General features: G+C 29.9%; 25 protein-coding genes. 11 read left to right on the forward strand and 14 right to left on the reverse strand.

Annotated features, from left to right (window positions below):
• Window positions 1-76 precede the first annotated feature (76 nt).
• Both feoB and CXF68_RS03355 read right to left on the reverse strand, forming a co-directional pair.
• Window positions 77-2,182, reverse strand: a complete 2,106-nt coding sequence (gene feoB / locus CXF68_RS03350; RefSeq protein WP_101042956.1) for a ferrous iron transport protein B — start codon at window positions 2,180-2,182, stop codon at window positions 77-79.
• 3 nt (window positions 2,183-2,185) lie between these two features.
• The gene (locus CXF68_RS03355; protein ID WP_101042957.1) at window positions 2,186-2,410 is read right to left on the reverse strand and encodes a FeoA family protein; all 225 of its coding nucleotides are present in this window, start codon (window positions 2,408-2,410) and stop codon (window positions 2,186-2,188) included.
• A 122-nt stretch (window positions 2,411-2,532) separates the two neighbouring features.
• Between CXF68_RS03355 and CXF68_RS03360 the strand changes: the two genes are divergently transcribed.
• The 3 genes from CXF68_RS03360 to CXF68_RS03370 are packed head-to-tail and all read left to right on the forward strand — an operon-like array spanning window position 2,533 to window position 5,943.
• On the forward strand, window positions 2,533-3,684 hold the full coding sequence (locus tag CXF68_RS03360) for a DNA polymerase III subunit delta' (RefSeq protein ID WP_101042958.1): 1,152 nt from the start codon (window positions 2,533-2,535) through the stop codon (window positions 3,682-3,684).
• 59 nt (window positions 3,685-3,743) lie between these two features.
• On the forward strand, window positions 3,744-5,156 hold the full coding sequence (locus CXF68_RS03365) for a PAS domain-containing sensor histidine kinase (protein WP_101042959.1): 1,413 nt from the start codon (window positions 3,744-3,746) through the stop codon (window positions 5,154-5,156).
• Between the two features lie 4 nt (window positions 5,157-5,160).
• Entirely contained in the window at window positions 5,161-5,943 is a 783-nt protein-coding gene (locus tag CXF68_RS03370; RefSeq protein ID WP_101042960.1) for an enoyl-CoA hydratase/isomerase family protein, read from the forward strand.
• A gap of 333 nt (window positions 5,944-6,276) precedes the next feature.
• Here CXF68_RS03370 and CXF68_RS03375 read toward each other — a convergent pair whose 3' ends face one another.
• Together CXF68_RS03375 and CXF68_RS03380 are read right to left on the reverse strand one after the other, a co-directional pair.
• A complete protein-coding gene (locus CXF68_RS03375) occupies window positions 6,277-6,930 on the reverse strand; it encodes an HD domain-containing protein (protein ID WP_101047319.1) in 654 nt (217 codons plus the stop codon).
• A gap of 76 nt (window positions 6,931-7,006) precedes the next feature.
• Window positions 7,007-7,996, reverse strand: a complete 990-nt coding sequence (locus tag CXF68_RS03380) for an aspartate-semialdehyde dehydrogenase (protein ID WP_101042961.1) — start codon at window positions 7,994-7,996, stop codon at window positions 7,007-7,009.
• 225 nt (window positions 7,997-8,221) lie between these two features.
• Between CXF68_RS03380 and CXF68_RS03385 the strand changes: the two genes are divergently transcribed.
• Genes CXF68_RS03385 through dinB form a run of 4 tightly spaced genes read left to right on the forward strand, consistent with a single transcriptional unit; the run spans window position 8,222 to window position 11,870 of the window.
• Window positions 8,222-9,253, forward strand: a complete 1,032-nt coding sequence (locus CXF68_RS03385) for a rhodanese-related sulfurtransferase (protein ID WP_101042962.1) — start codon at window positions 8,222-8,224, stop codon at window positions 9,251-9,253.
• Window positions 9,254-9,257: 4 nt separating this feature from the next.
• Window positions 9,258-10,505 (forward strand): peptidase U32 family protein, encoded by a 1,248-nt coding sequence (locus CXF68_RS03390; RefSeq protein ID WP_101042963.1) that lies wholly within the window; start codon window positions 9,258-9,260, stop codon window positions 10,503-10,505.
• On the forward strand, window positions 10,505-10,735 hold the full coding sequence (locus tag CXF68_RS03395; RefSeq protein WP_101042964.1) for a ferredoxin: 231 nt from the start codon (window positions 10,505-10,507) through the stop codon (window positions 10,733-10,735). Before CXF68_RS03390 ends, CXF68_RS03395 begins: the two co-directional genes overlap by 1 nt.
• A 52-nt stretch (window positions 10,736-10,787) precedes the next feature.
• Entirely contained in the window at window positions 10,788-11,870 is a 1,083-nt protein-coding gene (gene dinB, locus CXF68_RS03400) for a DNA polymerase IV (RefSeq protein ID WP_101042965.1), read from the forward strand.
• On the opposite strand, the gene CXF68_RS03405 is transcribed toward dinB, so the two are convergent.
• The 4 genes from CXF68_RS03405 to rplU all read right to left on the reverse strand — a co-directional run bounded on the left by CXF68_RS03405 (window position 11,867) and on the right by rplU (window position 15,772).
• Complete coding sequence (locus CXF68_RS03405) at window positions 11,867-13,780, reverse strand: tetratricopeptide repeat protein (RefSeq protein WP_101042966.1); 1,914 nt, start codon at window positions 13,778-13,780, stop codon at window positions 11,867-11,869. The genes dinB and CXF68_RS03405 overlap by 4 nt on opposite strands.
• 3 nt (window positions 13,781-13,783) lie before the next feature.
• Entirely contained in the window at window positions 13,784-14,518 is a 735-nt protein-coding gene (locus tag CXF68_RS03410; protein ID WP_101042967.1) for a LytTR family DNA-binding domain-containing protein, read from the reverse strand.
• 484 nt (window positions 14,519-15,002) lie between these two features.
• A complete protein-coding gene (rpmA, locus tag CXF68_RS03415; RefSeq protein ID WP_087521108.1) occupies window positions 15,003-15,263 on the reverse strand; it encodes a 50S ribosomal protein L27 in 261 nt (86 codons plus the stop codon).
• Between the two features lie 23 nt (window positions 15,264-15,286).
• Window positions 15,287-15,772 carry a 50S ribosomal protein L21 gene (rplU, locus tag CXF68_RS03420; protein WP_101042968.1) on the reverse strand — a complete coding sequence of 162 codons (486 nt, stop codon included), beginning with the start codon at window positions 15,770-15,772 and terminating at the stop codon, window positions 15,287-15,289.
• A 194-nt stretch (window positions 15,773-15,966) separates the two neighbouring features.
• Between rplU and CXF68_RS03425 the strand changes: the two genes are divergently transcribed.
• A complete protein-coding gene (locus tag CXF68_RS03425; protein WP_101047321.1) occupies window positions 15,967-17,280 on the forward strand; it encodes a pitrilysin family protein in 1,314 nt (437 codons plus the stop codon).
• A gap of 22 nt (window positions 17,281-17,302) precedes the next feature.
• Window positions 17,303-19,351, forward strand: coding sequence for a pitrilysin family protein (locus tag CXF68_RS03430; protein ID WP_101042969.1), 2,049 nt, complete (start codon window positions 17,303-17,305; stop codon window positions 19,349-19,351).
• Window positions 19,352-19,405: 54 nt separating this feature from the next.
• On the opposite strand, the gene CXF68_RS03435 is transcribed toward CXF68_RS03430, so the two are convergent.
• A complete protein-coding gene (locus CXF68_RS03435) occupies window positions 19,406-20,278 on the reverse strand; it encodes a DMT family transporter (RefSeq protein WP_101042970.1) in 873 nt (290 codons plus the stop codon).
• 92 nt (window positions 20,279-20,370) lie between these two features.
• Here CXF68_RS03435 and CXF68_RS03440 point away from each other — a divergent pair, with 92 nt between their 5' ends.
• Together CXF68_RS03440 and CXF68_RS03445 are read left to right on the forward strand one after the other, a co-directional pair.
• Complete coding sequence (locus CXF68_RS03440; RefSeq protein WP_101042971.1) at window positions 20,371-20,859, forward strand: cation transporter; 489 nt, start codon at window positions 20,371-20,373, stop codon at window positions 20,857-20,859.
• An 85-nt stretch (window positions 20,860-20,944) separates the two neighbouring features.
• Complete coding sequence (locus tag CXF68_RS03445; RefSeq protein WP_101042972.1) at window positions 20,945-21,961, forward strand: heme A synthase; 1,017 nt, start codon at window positions 20,945-20,947, stop codon at window positions 21,959-21,961.
• 8 nt (window positions 21,962-21,969) lie between these two features.
• Here CXF68_RS03445 and CXF68_RS03450 read toward each other — a convergent pair whose 3' ends face one another.
• Genes CXF68_RS03450 through mutY form a run of 5 tightly spaced genes read right to left on the reverse strand, consistent with a single transcriptional unit; the run spans window position 21,970 to window position 25,908 of the window.
• Window positions 21,970-22,491 (reverse strand): hypothetical protein, encoded by a 522-nt coding sequence (locus CXF68_RS03450; RefSeq protein ID WP_101042973.1) that lies wholly within the window; start codon window positions 22,489-22,491, stop codon window positions 21,970-21,972.
• Window positions 22,492-22,507: 16 nt separating this feature from the next.
• Complete coding sequence (gldD, locus tag CXF68_RS03455; protein ID WP_101042974.1) at window positions 22,508-23,059, reverse strand: gliding motility lipoprotein GldD; 552 nt, start codon at window positions 23,057-23,059, stop codon at window positions 22,508-22,510.
• Window positions 23,052-24,380, reverse strand: coding sequence for a gliding motility-associated protein GldE (gene gldE / locus CXF68_RS03460; RefSeq protein ID WP_232771603.1), 1,329 nt, complete (start codon window positions 24,378-24,380; stop codon window positions 23,052-23,054). The genes gldD and gldE overlap by 8 nt, the downstream gene beginning before the upstream one ends.
• 19 nt (window positions 24,381-24,399) lie before the next feature.
• On the reverse strand, window positions 24,400-24,831 hold the full coding sequence (locus tag CXF68_RS03465) for a single-stranded DNA-binding protein (protein ID WP_101042976.1): 432 nt from the start codon (window positions 24,829-24,831) through the stop codon (window positions 24,400-24,402).
• Window positions 24,832-24,870: 39 nt separating this feature from the next.
• Window positions 24,871-25,908 (reverse strand): A/G-specific adenine glycosylase, encoded by a 1,038-nt coding sequence (mutY, locus tag CXF68_RS03470; RefSeq protein WP_101042977.1) that lies wholly within the window; start codon window positions 25,906-25,908, stop codon window positions 24,871-24,873.
• Window positions 25,909-26,000: the final 92 nt, after the last annotated feature.

A 26,000-nucleotide genomic window follows, 5' to 3' on the forward strand; every position in this document is an offset into this window, starting at 1 on the left:
CTGCTTTTAATAAAAAATTTCTTTATTAAAAAAAGCACCGCTAAACCGACTGCTATATATGTAATTACTTCTTGCATTAACGTAAAATTTGATATGCTATAAAAGCAGATAAATATGCTAATGCTCCCATACCTACTAATTGTGCAATTGGCCATTTCCAGCTTTTGGTTTCTCTTTTTACGATGGCCAAAGTAGCCATACATTGCATAGCAAAAGCATAAAACAAGAGTAAAGACATTCCAGTAGCAAAATTAAACCGTTTTTCTCCAGTTTCTAAGTTTATCTCTGAAGCCATTTTTTCTTTAATCGTTGAGATATCTTCATCATCATTCTCAACACTATAAATTGTAGCTAAAGTACCTATAAACACTTCTCTTGCTGCAAATGATGCTATCAATCCTATTCCAATTTTCCAATCATACCCTAATGGTTTCACTACTGGTTCTATTGCTTTTCCTGCGATTCCTATATAAGAGTTTTCTAATTTTGCTGATGCTATTTTTTGTGATAACTCTGCTTTTGGTAATTGTTGATTTACAATATTCTCAATTACGTTTTTTTCTGCATTTTCAAATGATGAAGGTCCGTTTGATGCTAAAAACCACAATACAATTGATATTGATAAGATTATTTTTCCTGCCCCAAAAACAAAAGCTTTTGTTTTCTCTAATACATCTAAAAATACATTTTTAGCTGACGGAAGCTTGTAATTAGGCATTTCCATCACAAAAAATGAAGTATTTTTAATTTTTAGTGTTTTATGTAAGATATAGGCTCCTATAATTGCCGCTCCAAAACCAAGAACGTATAATCCTAGTAAAGTAAATCCTTGCAAGCTTAAAAGTCCGAATATTTTTGTGTCTGGAATTATTAAGGCTATTAAAATAGCATATACTGGTAAACGTGCAGAACAGGTTGTAAAGGGCACAACCAAAATTGTTATTAAACGTTCTTTCCAACTAGAAATGGTTCGTGTTGCCATTATTGCAGGAATAGAACATGCAGTTCCTGAAATTAACGGAATTACACTTTTCCCACTCATACCAAAACGTCGCATAATTTTATCCATCAAAAACACAACTCTACTCATATAACCCGTTTCTTCAAGAACGGCAATGAAGAAAAACAAAATTGCTATCTGCGGAATAAAAATAATAACGCCTCCAATTCCGGGAATAATTCCTTCAGTTAATAAATCGGTAAACATTCCTTTTGGCAAATTCGCTTTTGTAAATTCTGCAATGTCGACAAATAAACCATCTATCAAATCCATTGGGGTAGATGCCCAATCAAAAACTGATTGAAAAATCAACAATAATAGTCCAAAGAAAATAACGTAGCCAAATATTTTATGTGTAAAAACTTTATCTAAGTTAGATCGTAAACCTGTTCCTTTAGAAGCATCAATTTTATATGTTTTTTTTAAAATTGAATTGATTTTTTGGTACCGATAAATTGTTTCTTTATGTTGATATTTTTTTTGCTTAGAATCATCTTCTTCAAATACTTGAAATTTATTTTTCTCATATTCAGAAAGCATTGATGTATCTTTCTTGGTAAGCATCATCCATAATTCGTATGACGAAAAATTAGCGTTCTTTTTTGATAATTCATTAAAATACTCAGCATCAATTTTATTCGAAATTTCTTTAAAATTAGAATACTTTTTTAATGCCTTATAATGAGTAATTTCTTCTTTTAAATTTGCAATCCCTTCATTATTTCTAGCAGAAATTAAAACTACTTTTGTTTGTAACTCTGTTTCTAAACTCTCAATATCAATAGAAATTCCTTTACGCCTCAATTGATCTGCCATATTTATGGCTAAAATCATAGGTATTTCTAAATCTTGAATTTGAGAAAATAGTAATAAATTCCGTTTCAAATTCTCTACATCAGCAACTATAACAATTACATCAGGTTGCTCATCCTTTTTAGAATTTAATAACGTTTTTAAAACAATACTTTCATCTATTGAAGTTGGGTTTATACTATACGTACCAGGTAAATCAGTTATAATGGCTGATTTATTATTTGGCAACTTACAAACTCCTTCTTTTTTATCGACGGTTACTCCTGGGTAATTACCAACCTTTTGACTTAAACCTGTTAATTGATTAAATAATGATGTTTTTCCAGTATTTGGGTTACCAATTAAAGCTACTTTAATACGCTTATTCATCAGTTATATTTTGGTAATTACAATTTGACAGGCAGTTTCTTTTCTTATTGCTAAATGACTTCCATTTACACATATATACATAGGATCTTTAAAAGGAGCAAGCTGTAACAACTCGACTTCTGTTCCTGGCAAACACCCCATTTCTAATAATTTTAATGGTATTATATCTAAACTTTCTTCTGATATAATACCTCGCTCTCCGATATGTAAAGTTGCTATTGAGTTCAAATGACATGTATAAATTGGCTTGCAAAGATACTAAAATAGAACCATTCTAAACAATAGAACCCTAATAATCTCTAGTTTCTTATATTTGTTGTTCTCTGTATTTGAAATCTTATATTTGTTGCATGACTTTCGATCAAATCATAGGACAAGACCATATAAAAAAACATTTACTTCAATCGGCGGAAAATAACCGAATACCACATGCACAACTTTTTGTTGGCAAAGAAGGTAGTGGTACATTACCTATGGCTATTGCTTATGCCCAACATTTATTATGTAGTACATCAAACAACAGCGAAGCGTGTAACATAAAGTGTGCTAAATTACAGCACCCAGATTTGCATTTTGCTTTTCCTGTTACGACCAATGATTCCGTAAAAAAACACCCTGTTAGTAATTTGTTTTTAAACGACTGGAGACGCTTTATAGAAGAACAACCTTATGGTAGTTTATTTAACTGGTCTCAACATATTGGTGTAGAAAATAAACAAGGTCAAATTGGAGTAGATGAAGCTCAAGACATTGTTAAAAAACTACAATTAAAATCTTACGAAGGAGGTTTTAAGGTTATGATTATTTGGATGGCTGAAAAAATGAACATTGCTGCTTCTAATAAATTATTAAAATTAATTGAAGAACCGCCAAGTAAAACTATTTTTTTATTAATTACGGAAGATGAAGAACAGATTATAAACACCATAAAATCTCGTTGTCAAGCATTATACCTACCTTCTTTAGGAGATACTGATATTACCAATGCTTTAGTTAAAAACGAAAAAATATCAGAAAATGAGGCTGCTAAAATAGCACACCAATCTGAAGGAAATTACAATAAAGCACTTCATATCTTAAATAACAATTCAAACGATTTAATTTTTGAAGAGTGGTTTATTACATGGATTCGTGCGGCTTTTAAAGCTAAAGGAAATGCAGCTGTTATTCAAGATTTAATTAATTGGTCTGAAGCTATTGCTAAATCTGGTCGTGAAACACAAAAGCAATTTTTACAATATTGTTTACAGTTTTTTAGACAAGCGCTATTATTAAATTATGGTGCTCCTGATTTAGTTTTTTTGGAAACAAAGTCAGCTAGTTTTCAACTATCAAAATTTGCCCCTTTTATACATAGCACAAATATCTTAACTATTGAAAAAGAAGTAAGTGATGCTCAGTATCATATTGAACGAAACGGAAATGCTAAAATAATTTTATTAGATTTATCAATTAAATTAACGCGCCTTTTACACAGTAAAGAAGAAAAAGTTAAATCATAAAACCTAAAATATTGCTAAACATTAACAACATATCGTTACGAATTAGAATTTTCTTATCAATGATACTACTTGTATTATTGGCATCTATTTTAATCGTGAGTGTTACCATTCTTCAATATGGTGAACAAACTGATGAATACAATATACAACGTTTCAACAGAAAAGAAAGCGCCACAAAACATGATATAGAAATAGAATTAAAACGTAAAACTACCTATCCGGTTACTACAGATAATCTATCTAAGATTTTTCAGGACCGTATATATGACATTGCTTATGTTCATAAACTTACCGTATCTATGTATGGTATGGACGGGCAACTTTTAAAATCATCTATTCCATACAATTTTGACAAAAAAGAAGGTATTAATTTAACCGCTGCCACCGTAACAGAACTTGCAAATAATTCAAATCATAAAATTCTAAAAACTAGAACTGACAAAGGAATCACATACCAATCATCATATACCTATATAAACGATACTCGTTTTAAAAGAATTGGAGTTTTAGAATTACAAATAGCACAAGATAACGAAGAACAAAAACAAGAATTACGTGAGTTTATATCAAGCTTACTTCTTGTTTACTTACTTATGTTTATAATTGCTATTTCATTAGCTTACTTTTTATCTAGCTACATTACTCGATCTATTCAAACAATTTCTGAAAAAATTAAAGAGACCCATTTAAACAAACGAAATGAAAAAATAACATTAAATTCTGCTAGTTCAGAAATAAACTCTTTGGTTAGCTCTTATAATAATATGATTGATCAACTAGAAGAAAGTGCTGTAAAGCTAGCTCAGAGTGAACGTGAACAAGCTTGGAGGGAAATGGCAAAACAAGTTGCTCATGAAATTAAAAACCCACTAACACCAATGCGTCTTTCGGTACAAAGTTTTCATAGAAGATTTAATCCTGAAGACCCAAACATTAGAGAAAAGATGTCGGAATACAGCGAAACTCTTATTCAGCAAATCGATGTAATGGATTCTATTGCTTCTGCTTTTTCAAATTTTGCAAAAATGCCAAATCAACGTCGAGAAAAGTTAGATGTTGTTGATATTGTAAAACATTCACTAGATATTTTTACTGAAGAATACATACATTACATTCCTAAAGAAACTGAGTTATTTGCTAATTTAGATAAAACTCAATTAATTAGAATTGTAACTAATCTCGTTAAAAATGCAACTCAAGCAATTAAAGAAAACGAACAAAATCCAAGAATTGAAGTAAAAGTAACTTCTGGAGGGAATAATGTAAAAATTATCGTTTCTGATAATGGAAAGGGTATTCAAAATGAAAATAAAGAATTAATTTTTGAACCTAAATTCACTACTAAAACAAGTGGTATGGGATTAGGTTTACCAATGATAAAAAACATAATTGAGGCTTATGATGGTTCTATCAACTTTACTTCAACTGAAGGGATTGGAACTGTCTTTACTGTAATTTTACCAAAAACTTAATCAGATGAATTTCGAAAACATTTTAGTTGATACTACTAACGGGTTATCAATAATTACAATTAACAGACCAAAAAAACTTAACGCATTAAATAGCGCTACAATTAAAGAATTAGGTACAGCTTTTGAAACACTAGAAGATGATGAAAACGTAAATGCAATCATTATCACTGGAAGCGGAGAAAAAGCCTTTGTTGCTGGGGCAGACATCTCTGAATTTGCAAATTTCACTATAGAAGAAGGCGGGAAATTAGCCAAATTAGGTCAAGAATCTTTATTTGATCTAATAGAAAATTTATCAACTCCAGTTGTTGCCGCAATAAATGGTTTTGCTTTAGGTGGTGGATTAGAACTAGCAATGGCTTGCCATTTTAGAATTGCTTCAGAAAATGCTAAAATGGGACTACCAGAAGTTTCTTTAGGTGTAATTCCTGGTTATGGTGGTACACAACGTTTACCACAACTTGTAGGTAAAGGTAAAGCGATGGAGTTGATTATGACAGCAGGTATGATTTCTGCAGATGATGCCAAACAATGTGGCTTAGTAAATCACGTAGTAACTCAAGAAGAATTGTTACCATTAGCTGAAAAACTAACTAGTAAAATAATGCGTAACTCTTCTGTTGCAATTAGCGCAGCAATAAGAGCAATAAACGATAACTTTAAAGATGGTATAAATGGTTATGAAACTGAAATAGTTGAATTTGGCGATTGTTTTGGTACTGAAGACTTTAAAGAAGGGACAACTGCTTTTTTAGAAAAAAGAAAGCCAAATTTCCCAGGAGCTTAATACTAAGTTCATCTTATAAAGTAAATTCCTATTTAGAAAAAAGCAAACCCAAAACTTATAAGTTTTGGGTTTGCTTTTTCTATTTGCTCAAAATAAAATACCTTGGTTAACAACGCTTCAATACACCAAGAAAAAGCTTAATAAAAACCAACCTTATAAACAAAAACAGCACCATATTTACATATAGTGCTATTTTTAAAAGATTTAGGGGAATTTAATTAATAAGGGGATTATTAACAAGTACAATATATCATTAAAACTCAACAAATACTAAGTTTTATTGAGAATATTTTTAAAAAAAAAGATAAAATTACATAATCATCAGAAAAACAATTAATTAACCCCATTGTACTCATCAAGGAATTTACTTACAAAATCTTCCATAAATTCATGTCGTTGTTTTGCGAGCTCTTTTCCTGTATTAGTATTAAATTTATCTTTTAATAATAACAGTTTTTCATAAAAATGATTTAAAGTAGGAGCTGTAGAATTTTTATATTCCTCCTTGGTCATATTCAATTTTGGAGGAATATCAGGATTGTATAATTCTCTATTTTTAAACCCTCCGTAATTAAAACAACGTGCAATTCCAATTGCTCCAATAGCATCTAATCTATCTGCATCCTGAATTACATCTAACTCAAGTGATTTAAAATTTTGTTTAAAATTCCCACCTTTAAAAGATATATTTTTAATAACATTTTCAACATGAACAATAACAACCTCACTAACACCTTCTTCTTCTAAAAAGAAACGTGCTTTTTTTGGACCAATAGTTTCGTCTCCTTCATAAAACTTACTATCTGCTATGTCATGTAACAACGCTCCTAAAGCTACAACAAAATCATCTACTTTTTCATTCTTAGCAATTAACATCGCATTTTTATATACTCTTTCTATATGAAAGTAATCATGACCTCCTTCTGCTCCTTTTAATGTTTCTTTTACAAACACCTTCGTATTATTTACTATCTGCTCTTTATTCATCATTCTTCAAAAATAAAAATCCTGTGCCAATTAACACAGGATTTAATTACTATAGTTTAGTAATTCTAATAAATCTTTAAATCAAATTGTTAGCAACTAAATACTCAGCAATTTGTATTGTATTTGTTGCTGCTCCTTTACGTAAATTATCAGCAACAATCCACATATTTAAAGTATTTGGTTGAGATTCATCCCTTCTAATTCTACCTACAAAAACTTCATCTTTATTATGTGCTAAAATTGGCATAGGATATACATTCTCTTGTACATTATCTTGTACAATAACGCCATCTGTTTTACCTAATAACTCGCGTACTTTATTTAAATCAAAATCGTTTTCAAATTGAACATTTACAGCTTCTGAATGCCCACCTGCTGTAGGTATTCTAACAGCTGTAGCTGTTACAGAAAAAGAATCATCACCTAAGATTTTCTTTGGCTCTTTTACCAATTTCATTTCTTCTTTTGTATATCCATTTTCTAAAAAGACATCACAATGTGGCAAAGCGTTTCTTCCTATTGGATGAGGATATACCATTTCCCCCTCAACTCCAGCTTCTTCGTTATCTAATTGCTGAACAGCTTTAATACCTGTTCCTGAAACCGACTGATAAGTTGAAATTACGACCCGTTTCATTTTATATTCATCATGTAACGGACCTAATGCCATTACTAATTGAATTGTAGAACAATTTGGGTTCGCTATAATTTTATCTTCTTTAGTTAAAACATTTCCATTAATTTCTGGAACCACTAATTTCTTAGTTGAATCCATTCTCCATGCAGATGAATTATCTATTACCGTAGTACCAACTTCAGCAAATTTTGGCGCCCATTCTAATGAAGTTTCACCACCTGCAGAAAACAAAGCAATATCTGGCTTCATAGAAACTGCTGTTTCTAAACCTACAATAGTATAATTTGCTCCTTTAAATTCAATTTGTTTTCCAACTGAACGCTCTGATGCAACAGGAATCAACTCTGTTATAGAAAAATTACGTTCCGCTAATACTTGTAACATTACATTACCTACCATTCCGGTAGCTCCAACGATTGCTACTCTCATTTTTTATTTATTTTATAATGTGAAAATATTTATTTAACTATCACAAAGATTTAAAAAAAAGAATTGGTTGCATCCCTTTTTTTTAAAAATTTAACTAAAATTTAAAAAATCATCAAATTAAAGCAAAAAGTATTGTTTTAAACATTAAACCTCAAAAAATCAGTACATTTGCATCGATTTTCAGATAAAATCGTAACATTTTGTATAACTTAAAAAAAGTATAGCATGCAACTGTACAACAAGTTAAGCGCAAAAGAACGCGCTGCACTAATTGACGAAGCCGGAAAGGATCGTTTAACAATTTCATTCTATCAATATTTCAAGATAGAAAACCCAACTTTATTTAGAAATAAATTATTCCTAGAATGGGACGCTTTAGAAGTCTTAGGGCGCACCTATGTTTCACATGAAGGAATCAATGCTCAAATATCTGTACCCGCAGAAATTTTTTTAAAACTAAAAGAACAACTAGATGCAATTTCTTTTTTAAAAGACATTCGTTTAAATGTTGCTATTGAGCAAGACAACAAATCATTTTTAAAATTAAAAGTAAAAGTTCGTAACAAAATTGTTGCTGATGGCTTAAATGATGACACATTTGATGTTACCAATAAAGGAATTCATTTAAATGCAAAGGAATTCAACGATATGTTAGCAGATCCAAATACAATCTGTGTAGATATGCGTAATCATTATGAAAGCGAAATTGGTCATTTTGATGGAGCTGTAACACCTGATGTAGACACATTTCGTGATTCTTTAGACATTATTGAGGAAGACTTAAAGGATAATAAAGAAGATAAAAACTTATTAATGTATTGCACTGGCGGAATTCGTTGCGAAAAGGCCTCTGCTTACTATAAACATAAAGGCTTTAAAAATGTCTTTCAGTTAGAAGGAGGGATTATAGAATATACTCGCCAAGTAAAATCTGAAGATGTTGAAAATAAATTTATTGGTAAAAATTTTGTTTTCGATCACCGAAGAGCAGAACGAATTACCGACGATGTAGTCTCTAACTGCCATCAATGTGGCGGGCCTTGTGATGATCACGTAAATTGTGATAATCAAGCTTGTCACCTTTTATTTATTCAATGTAACTCTTGTTCTGAAAAAATGAATACCTGTTGTTCTAATGAATGCAAGGAAATAGCTGCATTGCCTTTTGAAGAGCAAAAAGAGCTACGTAGAGGCAAAGGGAATAGCAACAAGATTTTTAAAAAAGGAAGATCTGAAGCATTAAAGTTTAAAAAATAAGCACATGCAGAAGATTGAACTAATGGCGCCAGCTGGCAATTTTGAATCATTACAGGCGGCTTTAGATAATGGTTGTGATTCTATATATTTTGGCGTCGAACAATTAAACATGCGAGCGAGAGCAACTGTTAACTTTACTTTGGATGATTTAGACGAAATTTATCATAGATGTAAAGAAAAAAACGTTCGTACTTACTTAACCTTAAATACAATTGTATACGATCATGACTTATCAATTGTAAAAACCTTAATAAAAAAAGCAAAGCAAGCTAATATTACTGCAGTAATAGCAATGGATCAAGCTGTTATTTCTATAGCTCGAGCAGAGGGAGTAGAAGTTCATATTTCTACTCAAATTAACATTACGAATATTGAAACAGCAAAGTTTTATGCAATGTTTGCTGATACAATTGTATTAAGTAGAGAATTAAGCTTGCGTCAAGTAAAAAAGATTACTGAGCAAATCGAAAAAGAAGAAATAAAAGGACCTTCTGGACGGTTATTAGAAGTCGAAATTTTTGGTCACGGTGCTTTATGTATGGCTGTTTCAGGTAAATGTTACATGAGTTTACATTCACATAATTCATCTGCAAATCGTGGTGCTTGTAAACAAAATTGTCGTAAAAAATATACGGTAATCGATCAAGAATCTGGTTTTGAAATGGAATTAGACAATGAGTATATAATGTCTCCTAAAGATTTATGTACTATTAATTTTTTAGATCAACTTGCTAATGCAGGTATTAAAGTTTTAAAAATTGAAGGAAGAGGTCGTGCTCCAGAATATGTCGCTAAAGTAATTAAATGTTATAGAGATGCCATTGACAGTTTAGCTAACGGAACCTACGATAAAGAAAAAGTAATTTCTTGGATGCTAGAACTCGAAAAGGTTTATAATCGTGGTTTTTGGAACGGATATTACTTAGGGCAAAAACTAGGTGAATGGAGTAAAGAACCAGGCTCACATGCTACACAGAAAAAAGTGTACTTAGGTAAAGGTATTCATTATTTTTCTAAGGCAGAAATTGGCGAGTTTAAAATTGAAGCGTACGACTTAACTATTGGTGATACTATTTTAATTACAGGCCCAACAACAGGAGCTAAAGAAATGGAGCTAAAAAGTATGTTTGTAAACGACAAAGAAACCCAAATAGCATCGAAAGGAGATGAAGTTACCATGAAATTGGATTTCAAAATTCGTCCTTCAGATAAATTATATAAAATTGTAAAAACAGAATTTTCTAAAAATTAATGATTGTAATTACCCTACAAAGAAACAAATGTATTGGTTGTAATTACTGTGTTGAAGTAGCACCTGCTCAATTTCAAATGTCTAAAAAAGACGGAAAATCAGTTTTACTACATGCTACTGAAAAAAAAGGTTTTTTTACCATAAAAACACACGATGATACTATTTTTGAAACTTCATTCGAAGCAAAAAAGGCTTGTCCTGTTAAAATAATTGAAGTAAAAAAATTATAATTTACTACTTTAAAAAGCACTCTCTTAGAGCGCTTTTTTTTATTTTTAACCAATGGAACTAAAACCGCCTTATCGAAAAATTATTCATGTTGATATGGACGCCTTTTATGCCTCGGTAGAGCAATTAGATAATCCTAAGTTAAGAAACAGACCTCTTGCTGTTGGTGGTAATGAAATACGTGGTGTAGTTTCTGCTGCTAGCTACGAAGCTCGTAAATTTGGTGTCAAATCGGCAATGAGTGGAGCATTGGCAAAACAAAAATGTCCACATTTAATTTTTGTTCCCCCTAGATTTCACCGTTACAAAGAAATATCCTCTAAAATCAGAGCTATATTTTATGATTATACCGATTTAGTTGAACCACTTTCTTTAGATGAAGCATACTTAGATGTTACCGAAAACAAAAAAAGTAATTTATCTGCTAGTATAATTGCACAAGAAATTCGCCAACGTATATGGGATGAATTAGAATTAAGAGCGTCCGCAGGAATATCAATAAATAAATTTGTTGCTAAAATTGCTTCTGACATTAATAAGCCTAATGGTCAGAAAACGATAAACCCTGACGAAGTAATACCTTTTTTAGAACAATTATCTGTAAATAAATTTTATGGTGTCGGAAAAGTTACTGCTGCTAAAATGCACAATTTAGGTATTTTTATAGGATTAGACTTAAAGAAAAAAACACTAAATGAACTCTCTCTTTTATTCGGTAAATCGGGTTTGCATTATTACAATATTGTAAGAGGGGTTCATAACAGCAAAGTAAAACCAAATCGTGTTAGAAAATCAATTGCAGCTGAAACTACTTTTAATGAAAATTTATCATCTGAAATTTTCATGTTAGAACGTCTTGATGGGATTGCCAATGAACTTGAGCAAAGAATGAAAAAATCTAATACAAAAGGAAAAACGATTACTTTAAAAATAAAGTATAGTGATTTTACACAACAAACCAGAAGCAAAACGATCAACCATTATATTCAAGAAAAAGAGGCGTTTTATCCAATTATAAAAGACCTCTTATTTCAGGAGTCATTAAAAAACTCCGTTAGACTTCTAGGTATATCTTTTAGCAATTTAGATACCGAAAAAAAAGAGCCAATTTGGGTACAATTAAAATTTAAATTTTAAATTATTGGTATTTTTAAAGATACTCTTGTTCCTTCTACATTACCGCTTTCACCAACTAAATCGGTATAAACTAATGAATAATTATTTTGATACTGCGTAGAAAAATTCTTTAATCTTTCTTTAGTTAAATCAATACCTATAGACTTTCTATTTAACGACTTATTGCTTTTAATTATAAAAGCTTGTTTACGTCCTATACCGTTATCTTCTATATTAATCTGAATAAATTCATCTGAAACTTTATTAACAGATAATTGAACTCTTTTTTCTCCTTTCTTTGAAGACAATCCATGCCAAATAGAATTCTCTAAAAAAGGTTGTAAAATTAACGGAGGCACTTTTATTGTCTCTGAACTCAAATTTTCATCTAAAATTTCTTTATAACTTATTTCATTTGAAAAACGAATATTTTCAATACTCATGTACAAGTTCATTGTTTTAAGTTCCTCTGCTAGAGTCACCTCCTTTACAGTAGTAGACTCTAATATGTTTCGGATTAGCTTAGAAAATTTATTCAAATAATGGACGGCATTTTTTTGTTCATTATTAATAATATATAATTTAATAGAATTCAACGCATTAAACACAAAATGTGGGTTCATCTGAATTCTTAAAGCTTCCTGTTCTAAAAGCAAGATTTGTTTCTCATTTTTTAATAAACGTTGCCTATAAACTGAATATAATAACACTCCAAATAAAGCAATTGAAATCAACGCAATGATTAAAATATTACGATTTCTTGTTAACTTTAATTTAGCTATTTCATTTTCTCTTGCTAAATTTTTTATTTTATTACTAATAACTTCAGTATCATATATACTAATAAGGCTATTTACATAACGAATATTCTTATTTGTAAATGCTTTTTTTTCTATTTCAATAGATTTTTTATAAAATGTTAAAGCTTTATTATAATCTTTCGTTTTTATATATAATTCAGACATATAACTATACGACTTACCCAAGCTTAATGAAATATTCTTTTCTAGCCCTATTTCGAGTGATTTTTCCAAATAATTTTGAGACTCCTCTAACTTATTCAATTTTAAAAAAACCAGTCCTAAAGTGTTATATGACTCAGATAAATAATAATTACCTTTTATTTTTTCTGCAATGTTAACTGCTTTTATAATGGATTTATAAGCCTCATTATAACTCCCTTTTTTTATTAAAATATCAGAAATATTGTTATGGCAAATTACTTTTCCTAATTCATCTTTATTTACGGTATTATACCTTAACGCTTTATGGTAACTACCTAAGGCTAAATCCAAATACCCAATATTTTTATAAGCAAACCCAATATTTTGATTATTTATAGCCAATCCTTTAACATGATTTAACTCTAATTGTATTGCAATTGCTTCATTAAACTTATTTAAAGCTCTTTCATATTGTTTTAAGCTTAAATAAATATTACCTAAACTATTAATCGAAATGATTTTACTGATTTTAAAAGAATCACTAGGGTTTTCTATTTTAGATATAACACTTAAAGCTGACTGGTGATAGTTTAATGCTGTTCTAATTTTATCTTGTCGCTGATAAACAATCCCTAATTGGTTTAATGTTACAACTTCTGCTTCTTTACTCTTTGTCTTAATTGAAAGCGCTAATGCAGCTCTGTAAAGATCTACAGCGGTGTCATATTCTTTAGATTTCCTTAATAATCTCCCTTGTAAATTTTTAGCAAAAACTTCCCCTAAATAATACTCATTCTTTTTACTATTAACTAATAGTAAATTTATTTGTTTATCTGTAAATTCAATTTTTTTAAAATACTTTTGAAGTTTATAATAATCAAGTTCTTTATTTTCTACTACATTTATAATTAAACTATCAACACTCTTTTGTGAAAAACAGGTGCTTGTAATTATACAAAAAACAATTGCTATTAAGAAAGTTTTCATTTTTTAAAATTTTTCTAAGAAATCTGATTTCCGTTGGCGCGAAACAGGTATTTTATGATTATCTTCTAAAACAACATAACCATCTGATTTTAAAAACTCTTTAATTTTATTTAAGTTAATAATAAATGAATTGTGAATTCTAAAAAAATGATCTTCGGGCAGTAATTGATTTATCTCCTTAAGTTTTTTTGTTACAACAATTTTTTTGTTATTAACAATGTGTATTGAACAATAATTACCATCAGACTCTACAAATAAAATTTCCGATTGTTCTAAAAAAACAAGTTTACCATCTGTATTTATAGTTATTTTCTTCCTATTAAACTTCTCGTTAAAATTTGATAGTATTTTTTCAAACTTCTCATTATTATTATTTTTAATATAATGATTTTTAACTCTATCAAGCGTTTCTTCTAAATCGTCAGAATCAATAGGTTTTAAAAGGTAGTCAATCGCTTCGCTTTTTAACGCCTTTATAGCGTATTCATTATAAGCTGTAGTAATAACCACAGCAAAATCTTTTTTTTCTAACTTTTCAAGCAACTGAAAACCATCCATTGTTGGCATCTCAATATCTAAAAAAAGACAATCAATAGAATTCTCATTAATGTACTTAATAGCCTCTTCAGCTACTGTAAATGTTTTTATGATTTCTAAATCATTATTAAAATTAGATAATTCCCAAGACAGACCCTGTATGGCTTTTGGTTCATCATCTACGATTACAGCTTTTAACATAAAGTTCGATTTATATCAAATATAACTGATATTAATTTAAAATTAAAATCTAAAAAACCCATTTCAAACACTATAGTAACCTTAAATTAACCTAAAAGAAGAAAACAAGAACCATTTATACATAATTCCATACTGTTTACACATAAGTAGCTCAATAAAATATATTTTAGATGCATATTTGCAGTATAATACACAAGGGGAATCATATTGATAAATTGGGGAATTATTCAATAATGATATTAAAAAAAGCATTACTTTTAGTAATGCTTTTTTATTTTATAATAAATTCAGAATACAAACTCTAGTTCTTTACAAAAAAAGACTTAACGTTAGGTGCTTAAACACTACAAATTGCTCCCCCTACAAACACCAATACACAATACTTAAAAACCACTTACTACCCTTTAATGTTTATTAATTTAAAGGCATAAAAAAAAGCTTAAACAATAAATTGTTTAAGCTTTTACTTTAATAAAAAATTTTATTAAGCTTCGAAAGGAGTAATAGAAACATATGATCTATTATTTCTTTTCTTTCTAAACTCAACTACACCATCAACTTTAGCATGTAAAGTATGATCTTTACCCATGTAAACATTTTCACCTGGGTTGTGAGTTGTTCCTCTTTGACGAACAATTATATTACCTGCAATTGCAGCTTGTCCTCCAAAAATCTTTACTCCTAGTCGTTTCGATTCTGATTCTCTACCATTCTTCGAACTACCGACACCTTTTTTATGAGCCATCTCTGTAAGTTTTTAAAGTTAAATTATTTGCTTAACGCTTCAATTAATTCAGCTTTCTTTAAAGAAGTATACCCAGTAACACCAGATTCTTTAGCTAAAGCTTTTAATTCAGCAACAGTCATAGAACTTAAATCCTTAGCTTCTGATTTTACCTCAGTCTTAGGAGCTACTTTTTTAGCTGCTGTTTTTTTAACACCTGATGCAGAAATACCTTCGATTTGAATCTCAGTTAAATACTGTCTGTGTCCATTTTTCTTTTTGTAACCTTTTCTTCTTTTCTTCTTGAAAACGATTACTTTATCACCTTTTAAGTGACGTAATACCTTTGCAGTTACTCCTGCACCTGTTATAGCTGGGGCGCCAATAGATACGTTTCCTTTGTCTTCAATTAGCATTACGTTATCAAAAATTACTTCTGATCCTTCTGCCTCTTGTAAACGGTGTACGTATACCTTTTGGTCTTTTGCTACTTTAAATTGCTGCCCTGCTATCTCTACGATTGCGTACATACTTTTTGTTTTGCGTTATACTTAAACACACCTTCTTCATGAAAATGCGGGTGCAAATATACGTTTGTTTAAACCAACAAACAACCTATAACTCAGAAAATTACTACTATTCAAGAAAAAAAATAAAAAATGTAACAAACTACTTAACTTCACGTCCTATACACCAATTATCAGTTAAAATTAAAAATTTATCAATGAAAAAAAGTATTACAACTCTTGCTACTGCTTTGTTTATTGGCTTTTCAGCGAATGCACAAAAAGTTGAGTTTGAAGAGTACGATTTAAACAACGGAATGCATGTAATTTTACATCAAGACAAATCTGCACCTGTAGTAACAACAGCAGTAATGTACCATGTTGGCGCGAAAGACGAGCAACCAGACAGAACAGGTATGGCTCACTTTTTTGAGCATTTATTATTTGAGGGTACAAAAAACATTAAAAAAGGAGAGTGGTTTAAAATTGTTTCTTCTAACGGAGGAAAAAACAATGCCAATACTACTGATGACAGAACGTATTATTACGAAGTATTCCCCTCAAACAACTTAGAATTAGGTTTATGGATGGAATCTGAACGTTTATTACATCCTGTAATTAACCAAGGAGGTGTTGATACGCAAAACGAAGTAGTTAAAGAGGAGAAAAGATTACGTGTAGATAATCAACCTTATGGTAGTTTTTTAGAAAATGTTAAAAAGAATATTTTCAAGAAACACCCTTATAAAGGAACGACTATCGGAAAAATGAAACATTTAGACGATGCTACCTTAGCAGAATTTTTAGCTTTCAATAAAAAATTCTATGTACCTAATAACGCAACTTTAGTTGTTGCTGGTGATATTGATATAGCTACCACAAAAAAAATGGTGCAAGATTATTTTGGATCAATTCCAAGAGGTGCAGATATTAAAAGAACAGTAATAAAAGAGGATCCTATTACTCAGCAAATAAATGCAAAAGCATATGATGCTAACATCCAAATTCCTGCTGTAATTAATGCATACAGAACTCCTTCTATGAAAACAAGAGAAGCAAGAGTTTTAGATATGATTTCAACTTATTTAAGTGATGGAAAAAGTTCTGTTTTATACAAAAAATTAGTAGATCAAAAGAAAATGGCCTTACAAGCTGGCGCTATTAACTTAAGCCAAGAAGATTACGGAACATATATTGTTTATGGTCTTCCCTTAGGAAAAACATCTTTAGCTGACTTAACAAAAGAAATTGATGAAGAAATAGTAAAACTTCAAACTAATTTAATTTCAGAAAAAGCATATCAGAAATTACAAAACAAGTTCGAAAACAATTTTGTAAACTCTAATTCGAGTGTAGAAGGAATTGCAAACTCTTTAGCTCGCTACAATGTATTGTATGGAGATACTAATTTAATAAATACTGAAATTAATATTTACCGCTCTATTACTCGTGAAGAGATTAAAACTGCTGCAAAAAAATTCTTAAATCCTAATCAACGATTAGTTTTAGAATATTTACCAAAAAAGAAATAAGTTAAAAGACATATAATATATTATGAAAACAAAAATAGTATCACTTATCGCAATTTTAGCAATGTCTTTTGCTACAACTGCACAAATAGATAGAAGCGTACAACCCAAACCAGGACCAGCGCCAAAAGTACAGTTAGGAAAAGTAGAGAAATTTACTTTACCGAACGGTTTACAGGTAATTATGGTTGAAAACCATAAATTACCTAGAGCATCTGCAAGTTTATCAATTGAAAATATACCAGTTATTGAAGGTAACAAAACAGGTCTTTCTGATATGATGGGAAGCTTACTGGGAAGAGGAACAGCTAATATTACAAAAGATGAATTTAATGAAAAAGTAGATTATCTTGGAGCAAATGTTAATTTTTATAGCTCTGGCGCTTCTGCAAGATCATTAAAAAAATACTTTCCAGAAGTATTAGGCTTAATGGCTGATGGGGTTAAAAATTCTCAATTCACTCAAGAAGAATTCGATAAAGAAGTAAAAGTTACATTAGATGGATTAAAATCTAACGAGAAAAGTGTAACAGCTATCGCTAGAAGAGTAGAAAGTGCTTTAATTTATGGTAAAGATCATCCTTTTGGAGAATTTACAACCAAAGCAACTGTTGGTAACATTACATTAACAGATGTGCAAAATAACTTTAACACTTATTACAAACCAAATAATGCCTATTTAGTAATTGTTGGAGATATTAATCCGTCAGAAACTAAAAAAATGGTGACTAAGTTATTTGGTGACTGGAAAAAAGGAAATGTTCCTGCACTTGCTTTTGCAAAACCAGAAAACGTAAGTACTACAGAGATTAACTTTATTAACATGTCAAATGCAGTTCAATCAGAAATTGTAGTTGCAAACAACATTGATTTAAAATTAGGCGATAAAGATTATTACGCAGCCATATTAGCAAACAGCATTTTAGGTGGCGGTGGTACTGCTCGTTTATTTATGAATTTACGTGAAGACAAAGGGTACACCTATGGCTCATACTCTAGTGTTAGACAAAATAAACATGCAGCAACTTTTAGAGCAACTGCAAGTGTTCGTAATGTAGTTACTGATAGTTCTGTAGTAGAAATACAAAAAGAAATCAATAAAATTCGTTACAAAAAAGCAACTGCTGAAGAATTAAAAAACGCAAAAGCAAAATATGTTGGAAGCTTTGTAATGGAGGTTCAAAAACCTGCAACAGCTGCACGTTACGCTTTAAATATTGCACGTTATAATTTGCCTACAAATTTTTATGAAAACTATTTAAAAAACATTAATGCTGTAACTCTAGACGATGTTCAAAACGCAGCAATTAAATATTTTAAAGCTGATAAAGCTCGTATCATAATTACTGGTAAAGGAATTGATGTATTAAAGAATTTAGAAAAAAATGCTGACTACGTAATTAATTATTTTGATAAGGAAGGAAATGCTACTTCTAAACCTGCAATGTCACTACCTATTCCTGAAGGGGTAACAGCCTCAACTGTAGTTGACAACTATTTTAATGCAATTGGAGGTAAAGATAAAATTGCTGCTGTAAAATCTATAAAGATAAGTTCAGAAGCTAAAGTTCAAGGAATGCAGTTAAACTTAGTTCAAAAAAGTGCTACTCCTAATAAATCTTCAATAATTATTTCTATGGGGGGTAATGTTATGCAAAAAATTATTTTTGATGGAACGAAGGGGTATCAAGAAGCTCGTGGACAAAAGAAAGAATTAGCCGGAAAAGAATTAGAAGCGGCAAAGAAAAACATTTCTCTTTTTTCTGATGAAGCTTATCGTAAAGGAACTTTAGATAGAATAGAGCCAATTAATGGTAAAAAAGCATACGTAATTAAGCTTGATAAAAAAGAAATTTTTTATGATATGAAATCGGGCTTAAAACTTAAAGAAGTTTCAACAGTAAAAGGACCACAAGGAGAAGTTAAAGACCCTGTAGAATTCTCTGATTACAAAGAAATAAACGGAGTTAAGTTTCCTTATTTAATGGTTAGGTCTATGGGACCTATGAAAATGAACTTTGAGGTAAAAGAAATAAAAATTAACGAAGGTGTTTCTGCTACTGATTTCCAGTAAATAGAAAAACTTTAGAATAATTACGAGAGTCAAAACTAAAGTTTTGGCTCTTTTTTATTTTACTTTATTTACCAACCAAACTCCTAATAGAATAATACCACCAGCAAACAGTTGAATAATACTTAATCTCTCTCCATCAATCAGCCCCCACATAACAGCTACAATAGGAATTAAATAAGTTACAGATGAAGCAAAAATAGGAGACGATAAGTGCACCATTTTATTAAACAATACTTTTGCTATTCCTGTACCAACAACAGATAAAACAGTAATATAACCCAAAGCTGTAGTGGTTTGATCGTTTACCTCAAACGTTGAGAAAAATCCTGAATACAACAAAACTAATGAGGCAGGGATAATTAACAATAAAAAGTTACCTGTTGTTATTGCTAACGCATCTAAGTCATATAGATACTTTTTAATAATATTTACATTAAAAGCATAACCTATTGATGAAAAAACAACTAAAAGAGCATACCAATAATTTTGGTTAGGGTTTAATTCTGCTCCTTTTAAAATTAAAATTAGCGTTCCAATCAACCCAACTAAAATCCCAATAAATTGTTTCTTTTTGAAAGTAAAACCAAAAATTAAAGCTCCCAAAATAAAAGTATTAAAAGGAGTTAACGAACTTAAAATAGCTGAGATAGAACTATCTATTCCGTTAATTGCAAAAGCAAACATAAAAGCTGGAAAAAAAGTTCCTAATAAGGCAGTATATAAGATATAAAGCCAATGTTTTTTTTGAATTTTTTTAAGACTCTTAAAACCTATCAATAATAAAAAGACCGCTGTAATTAATATTCTCAAAGCTCCTAATTGAATAGGTGTTAACCCAACTAATGCTTTTTTTATTAAAATAAAAGAACTTCCCCAAACTAGTGAAAGTATTATTAAATACAACCATTTACGCTGTTGACTACTCATTTTCAATTCAATTAAGCACAAAATTCGTGTATTTATATCTATAAACTCAATTTTATTGATAAATTTGCCTGATAACCCAATAATCTAAAATGATGAAAATTCAAAAAATAGTATTAGCCTTAGCCCTTGTTAGTTTTTTAGCAGTTGGATGTAAAAATGAAGCAAAGAAAGAAGATGTTAATAAAGAACAAAAAACTGAAGTTGCTGCTAACACAAAAGAACTTTCTTTAAACATTTCAGGAATGACTTGTGAAATAGGTTGTGCTAAGAAGATAGCTTCTGATTTATCAAAAAAAGAAGGAGTTCTAGATGCTAAAGTTGTATTTAATGATAGTATTGCTACCGTAAAATATGACAGTAACATTACGAATAAAACTGATTTAATTGCTTTTGTTGAAGGAATTGGTAGTGGTGACATGTATAAAGCTTCTGAAACAAGTAAAAAGGCATGTACAGCAAAAACTGATGCCGAAAAAGAAGCTTGCAAAAAGAAAGCAGCTTGTAAAAAAGGAAAAACTGACGAAAAAGCTTGTGCTACAGATTGTAAAAAAGAGTGTTGTGCTGAAACAACTAAAGCATAATTTATTTTTAAAATAAAAATCAAGCTCCTCATTTGAGGAGCTTTTTTTATGTGTTTATCTTATCTTTGTAAAAACTTTTCTTCTGATGAAAAAACACTTTCCGCTCATAGTAAAAATCAGTTTAATTTCTGTGTATCTTATTTTTTTAGCAGGCTCAGTAGTTCGTATGACAGGTTCTGGAATGGGATGTCCTGATTGGCCAAAGTGTTTTGGGTATTATATTCCCCCAACCTCTGAAGAGCAAATTACTTGGCTACCGAATACGGATTATGAAGAAGGAATGATTATTGTTAAAAATGAGAAATTATTTGTTGCTGAAAACGATATAAAAACCACAAATGAATTTAATAATAATAACTGGACAACATACACGAAGCACAGTTATGCAAAATTCAATAAATTGCATACCTGGACAGAATATATCAATAGGTTATCATCTGCTTTAGCTGGAATTCCGTTTTTGTTTCTAGTTTTTGTTTCTACTAAATTTTGGAGAGAGAAAAAGCTAATCACATTATTATCATTCGGAGCTTTCTTTTTAATGCTTTTTGAAGCTTGGTTAGGAAAAACAGTTGTTGATACGAATTTAAAACCAACCATTATCACTATTCATATGGTAGCTGGCTTGGTAATTGTTGCCTTGTTATTGTGGTTACTATTTATTGTTTCTGATCGTAAAAAAACAACTTATAAGCATAACTCTTTACTTAGCAAATTAGTAATTATTTCTGCAGTTTTTTCACTCATTCAAATTGCTTTAGGAACTCAAGTTCGACAGTTTATTGATGAACAGGTAAAACTTTTTGGTTTCGATAACAAACACTACAGTTTAATGAATCCTAATTTTAAATTCTACTTTCACCGTTCATTTACTATTGCAATTGTACTTGTAAACTTAGGCATATTTTACTTAAATCAGATTAAAGGTTTAGGTTACAAATTAATAAATTGGATTGTTTTCTTGATTTCACTAGAAACCGTTACAGGTATTTTAATGTATTATGCCGAATTCCCTTTAGGAACTCAAGCAATACATTTACTCTCTGGAGCAATTTTATTTGGATTGCAATTTTATTTATGGTTGCAAAGTAGAAAGGTTTAAAATCTGCTCTATTTAATATTATCTAAAATAATTTTAGATATATTTTTATTTTGTGTAGATATTGTATAATAAGTATTTATATCAATTGTCATTTTTAAAAGCACTTCATTTTCTTTTTGAAGAATAAGATCCGCTTTATAATTTTGTTTTCTATATCTGAATAAATGATCATCCCATCCTTTAAAATTATTGATATTGTATTGACAAACAACATCAAAATCTTTAAAATTAAATTTCTTTTTTGGAATGGAATTCATATCTGCTTTTAAAGGATTGAAATCTGAAAGATTGTAATTAAACTTCGTTTTAATTCTTTCTTTTTTAAATTGCTTTTTTATTTTTTTTGTTAAATCTAAATAATAATTTATTAAATGAGCGCTCCCATTAAACTCAAATAAAATTGATTTAGGAACTTTATAGTTCTCTGCCTTATCTAAGTTGGCAACTTTTACACCTATTTTAAATCTCTCACCTTCTTGTGAAAGACAAATTGATGTAATAAATAATAATATTACTAAATATTTTTTCACCTCTCTTTATTTAAATTTACCGTTCCCATTCCAAGGTTTCTAGCATTTGAATCATATCTTTCTTAATATATTCAACAGCTGGTAAAATAGAGTCGTAATTAGGTTTGGTATAAAAAAACAGTGAACCTTTTAAAAAGTGTTTTGTACTATCAGTAACATGAAACTGTATTTGTGAAGCGGCATTACCCGAAATTTCACACATTTTCCCGTACACCTTTTTATCAGTATCAGCATAATCCCTCCAAGAAATATTATCTGCTTTAACGGTGTGTTCCAATACTAGTTTTTCTGCTTCAATTAACAACTCTCGTAAGTTGTTATTGATTGGTCGATATGTAATATGAACAGATGCTTTTAGCTCTGGATATTGAATTTTTAACCAATTTTTTGGTAAACTTTTAATCGCAGCATTTTTTGATACATCAAAACGATAAGGTCTACTTTTATTTAATTTATTATAACCCAACTCAGGATATTCTAAACTTAAATACCCTCTAGGCTTTGGTAAAACATCCTCACCACAACTTATTAATAACACTACCGATATCAATAATAAAAATTTACGCATTCCTTGTTGTTTTTACTTGTTTTATACGCTTTTTATCTAACGCTTCAATAGTAAACGTATAAATACTAAAGTTTATTTTCTCTCCTTTTTTAGGAAACTTACCAAATACTTCTAAAATAAAACCTGCTAAGGTTTCACTCTCTCCTTTTGCTTCTTCAAATTTCTCTTCCTCATCATCATCTAATACTCGACAAAAGTCTCTAATAGTAATCTTTCCTTCAAAAATATAGTTATTCTCATCAATCTTAGAATACGTTAAATCATCATCATCAAATTCATCATTTATATCACCCACAATCTCCTCTATAACATCTTCTAAAGTTACAATTCCACTAGTCCCACCATATTCGTCAACAACAATTGCTAGGTGTTTTTTCATTTCTTGAAATTCACTTAACAAGTCGTCTAATTTTTTATTTTCAGGAACAAAAAAGGCTTCTCGTAGCAATTTTTGCCATTTAAAATTCTTTTCGTTTAAATAAGCCAATAAATCTTTTGCATATAAAACACCTCTAATATTGTCTACATTTTCGTGATACACAGGAATTCTTGAATATCCGTTTTTTAAAATTATTTTTAAAACCTCCTCGTATGATGTATCATCTGCAATAGCACAAACATCCGTTCTTGGCTTCATAATTTGTACAGTTTCTGTATTTCCAAAACTTACAATTCCTTCTAAAATTTTTTGTTCTTCTTTTGTAGTTGCTCCACTAGAAGTTAATTCTAAGGCTTGCGATAAGCGTTCTACTGAAAGATTATTGTTTTTATTTCCTAGCTTATTTTCAACTACACTAGTTAATCTTATAAGCGGTGTACTTAAAGGTGTTAAAAAAAAACTTAAAGCTTTTATAGGCTTTGCCATAAAGCTAGCAAACAGCATCGATTTTCTTGTTGCATATACTTTTGGTAATACCTCTCCGAATAATAAAATTAAAAAAGTGATTAATACAATTTCAATTAAAAAAAGTACAGATACCTTAAACAGGTATAAATCTAACTGATAATCTAGTCCAGAAAATAACACTTTTCCAATACTAGAAAAAAGCAATACAATAAGAATATTAATAAAGTTATTTGTTATTAAAATTGTACCTAGTAGTTTTTTAGGGTTTTTAAGGAGTTTTACAACCGTATTTTCTTCTTTTGATGAAGATGAAAGAGCATCTAGCTGGGTTTTTGAAATAGAAAAAAAAGCTACTTCAGCTCCAGAAACTAAAGCAGATAAAACTAATAAAAAAAGTAACACTAAACTATTGACCATAGTCAATAAATCAATGTTTGGTAACGCTAAAAACAAGGAGTTGGGGTCTGTATCCAATTGTTAAATTTTAAATAAACTAAAATGGTAAATCATCTTCTTTTTGAGGAGTAATATTAAATGTTTCGGTATTTTTTTCAATAGGATTAATATTAGATGGTGTATTATTAGGATCCTTTTTTGTTGATAAAAAAGTCATCTCTTGCACCTGAATTTCTGTTGCATATCGTTTTTGCCCATCTACCTCATATTGACGTGTTTTTATACGGCCCTCACAATAAACTTTATCTCCTTTTGTTAAATATTTTTCACAAATTTCAGCTAATTTATTACGCACCACAATATTATGCCACTCTACATTCGTTATTTTTTCTCCTGTTTGGCGATTGGTATATGTTTCGTTAGTAGCTAAAGGAAAACGACCAACTGAGTTACCTCCTTCAAAATAATGCATTTTTAATTCATCACCTAAATGACCTATTAAAATAACTTTATTTATTGTTCCCGCCATAGTTTACATATTTGTGTAAAATCAAATATACAAATTTTACTATCTCTTGTTTAAAAAATCGTTTAAAAAATTATCTATTAATACTGGTACTGGAAACTCCTTAATTACATCCCAAGAAACAGTTTTCTTTTGTACATTTTCAATTTTTACAACCCAAAATTTTGTAAACAAATGTTGATGTGAAAGCTTATGAACTATCTCTTTTGCATTAAATAACGACACTAATGTTTCTTCAGGGAAAAGTAAAGAAAACTGCTCATTAGAAACCAAATCTATTTCAGAAATTGACTCTTGAGTTTCTATAAGTGGAAATTGATATAAGCCTTGCCAAATTCCTTTTCCTTCTCTTTCTTCAATAATTGTTTTATTATTCGCTGTAACTGTAACTAAAAAATTAAAATATCTTTTTTTAATTTTAATTTTTTTCTCTTTTACAGGAAGCTCTTTAACTTGTTTTTTTTCTAAAGCAATACAACTATTAGATAATGGACAACAATCGCATAACGGATTCTGAGGCTTACATTGTAATGCACCAAAATCCATAATAGCCTGATTATAGGTGCCTGGTTGAGATTCATCAATTAATGTTTGCGCCAACTCTTTAAATTCTTTTATTCCTTTTGCTGAATTAATTGGAGTGCTAATTCCAAAATAACGAGACAAAACCCTATATACATTACCATCAACAACAGCAACTGGCTCATCATAACAAATTGATGCTATCGCAGAAGCTGTATAATCTCCTACTCCTTTTAACTTCAATAATTCTTTATAATTCTTTGGAAAAACTCCATTAAGCTCATTCGCAATATACTTTGCTGTAAAATGTAAATTCCTGGCTCTTGAATAATATCCTAATCCTTGCCATAGTTTAAGCACTTTACTCTCTTCAGCTTTTGCCAAATCGAATACAGTTTCAAACGTTCTTGTAAACGTTAAAAAATAAGGTAAACCTTGTGCAACTCTCGTTTGCTGAAGCATAATTTCGCTCAACCAAACAAAATACGGATCCTTAGTTTTACGCCAAGGCAAATCCCTTTTATTGTTAAAATACCATGTTAAAAGCTGCTCGTTCATAAATATTATAAAAATTTTATGTTTCTATATTTCCTATCATTAATTACTCATCAACCACCCCATTTTATTAGCAAATAAATTAAATTTTAATA

Source organism: Tenacibaculum sp. Bg11-29, assembly GCF_002836595.1.
GTDB lineage: Bacteria > Bacteroidota > Bacteroidia > Flavobacteriales > Flavobacteriaceae > Polaribacter.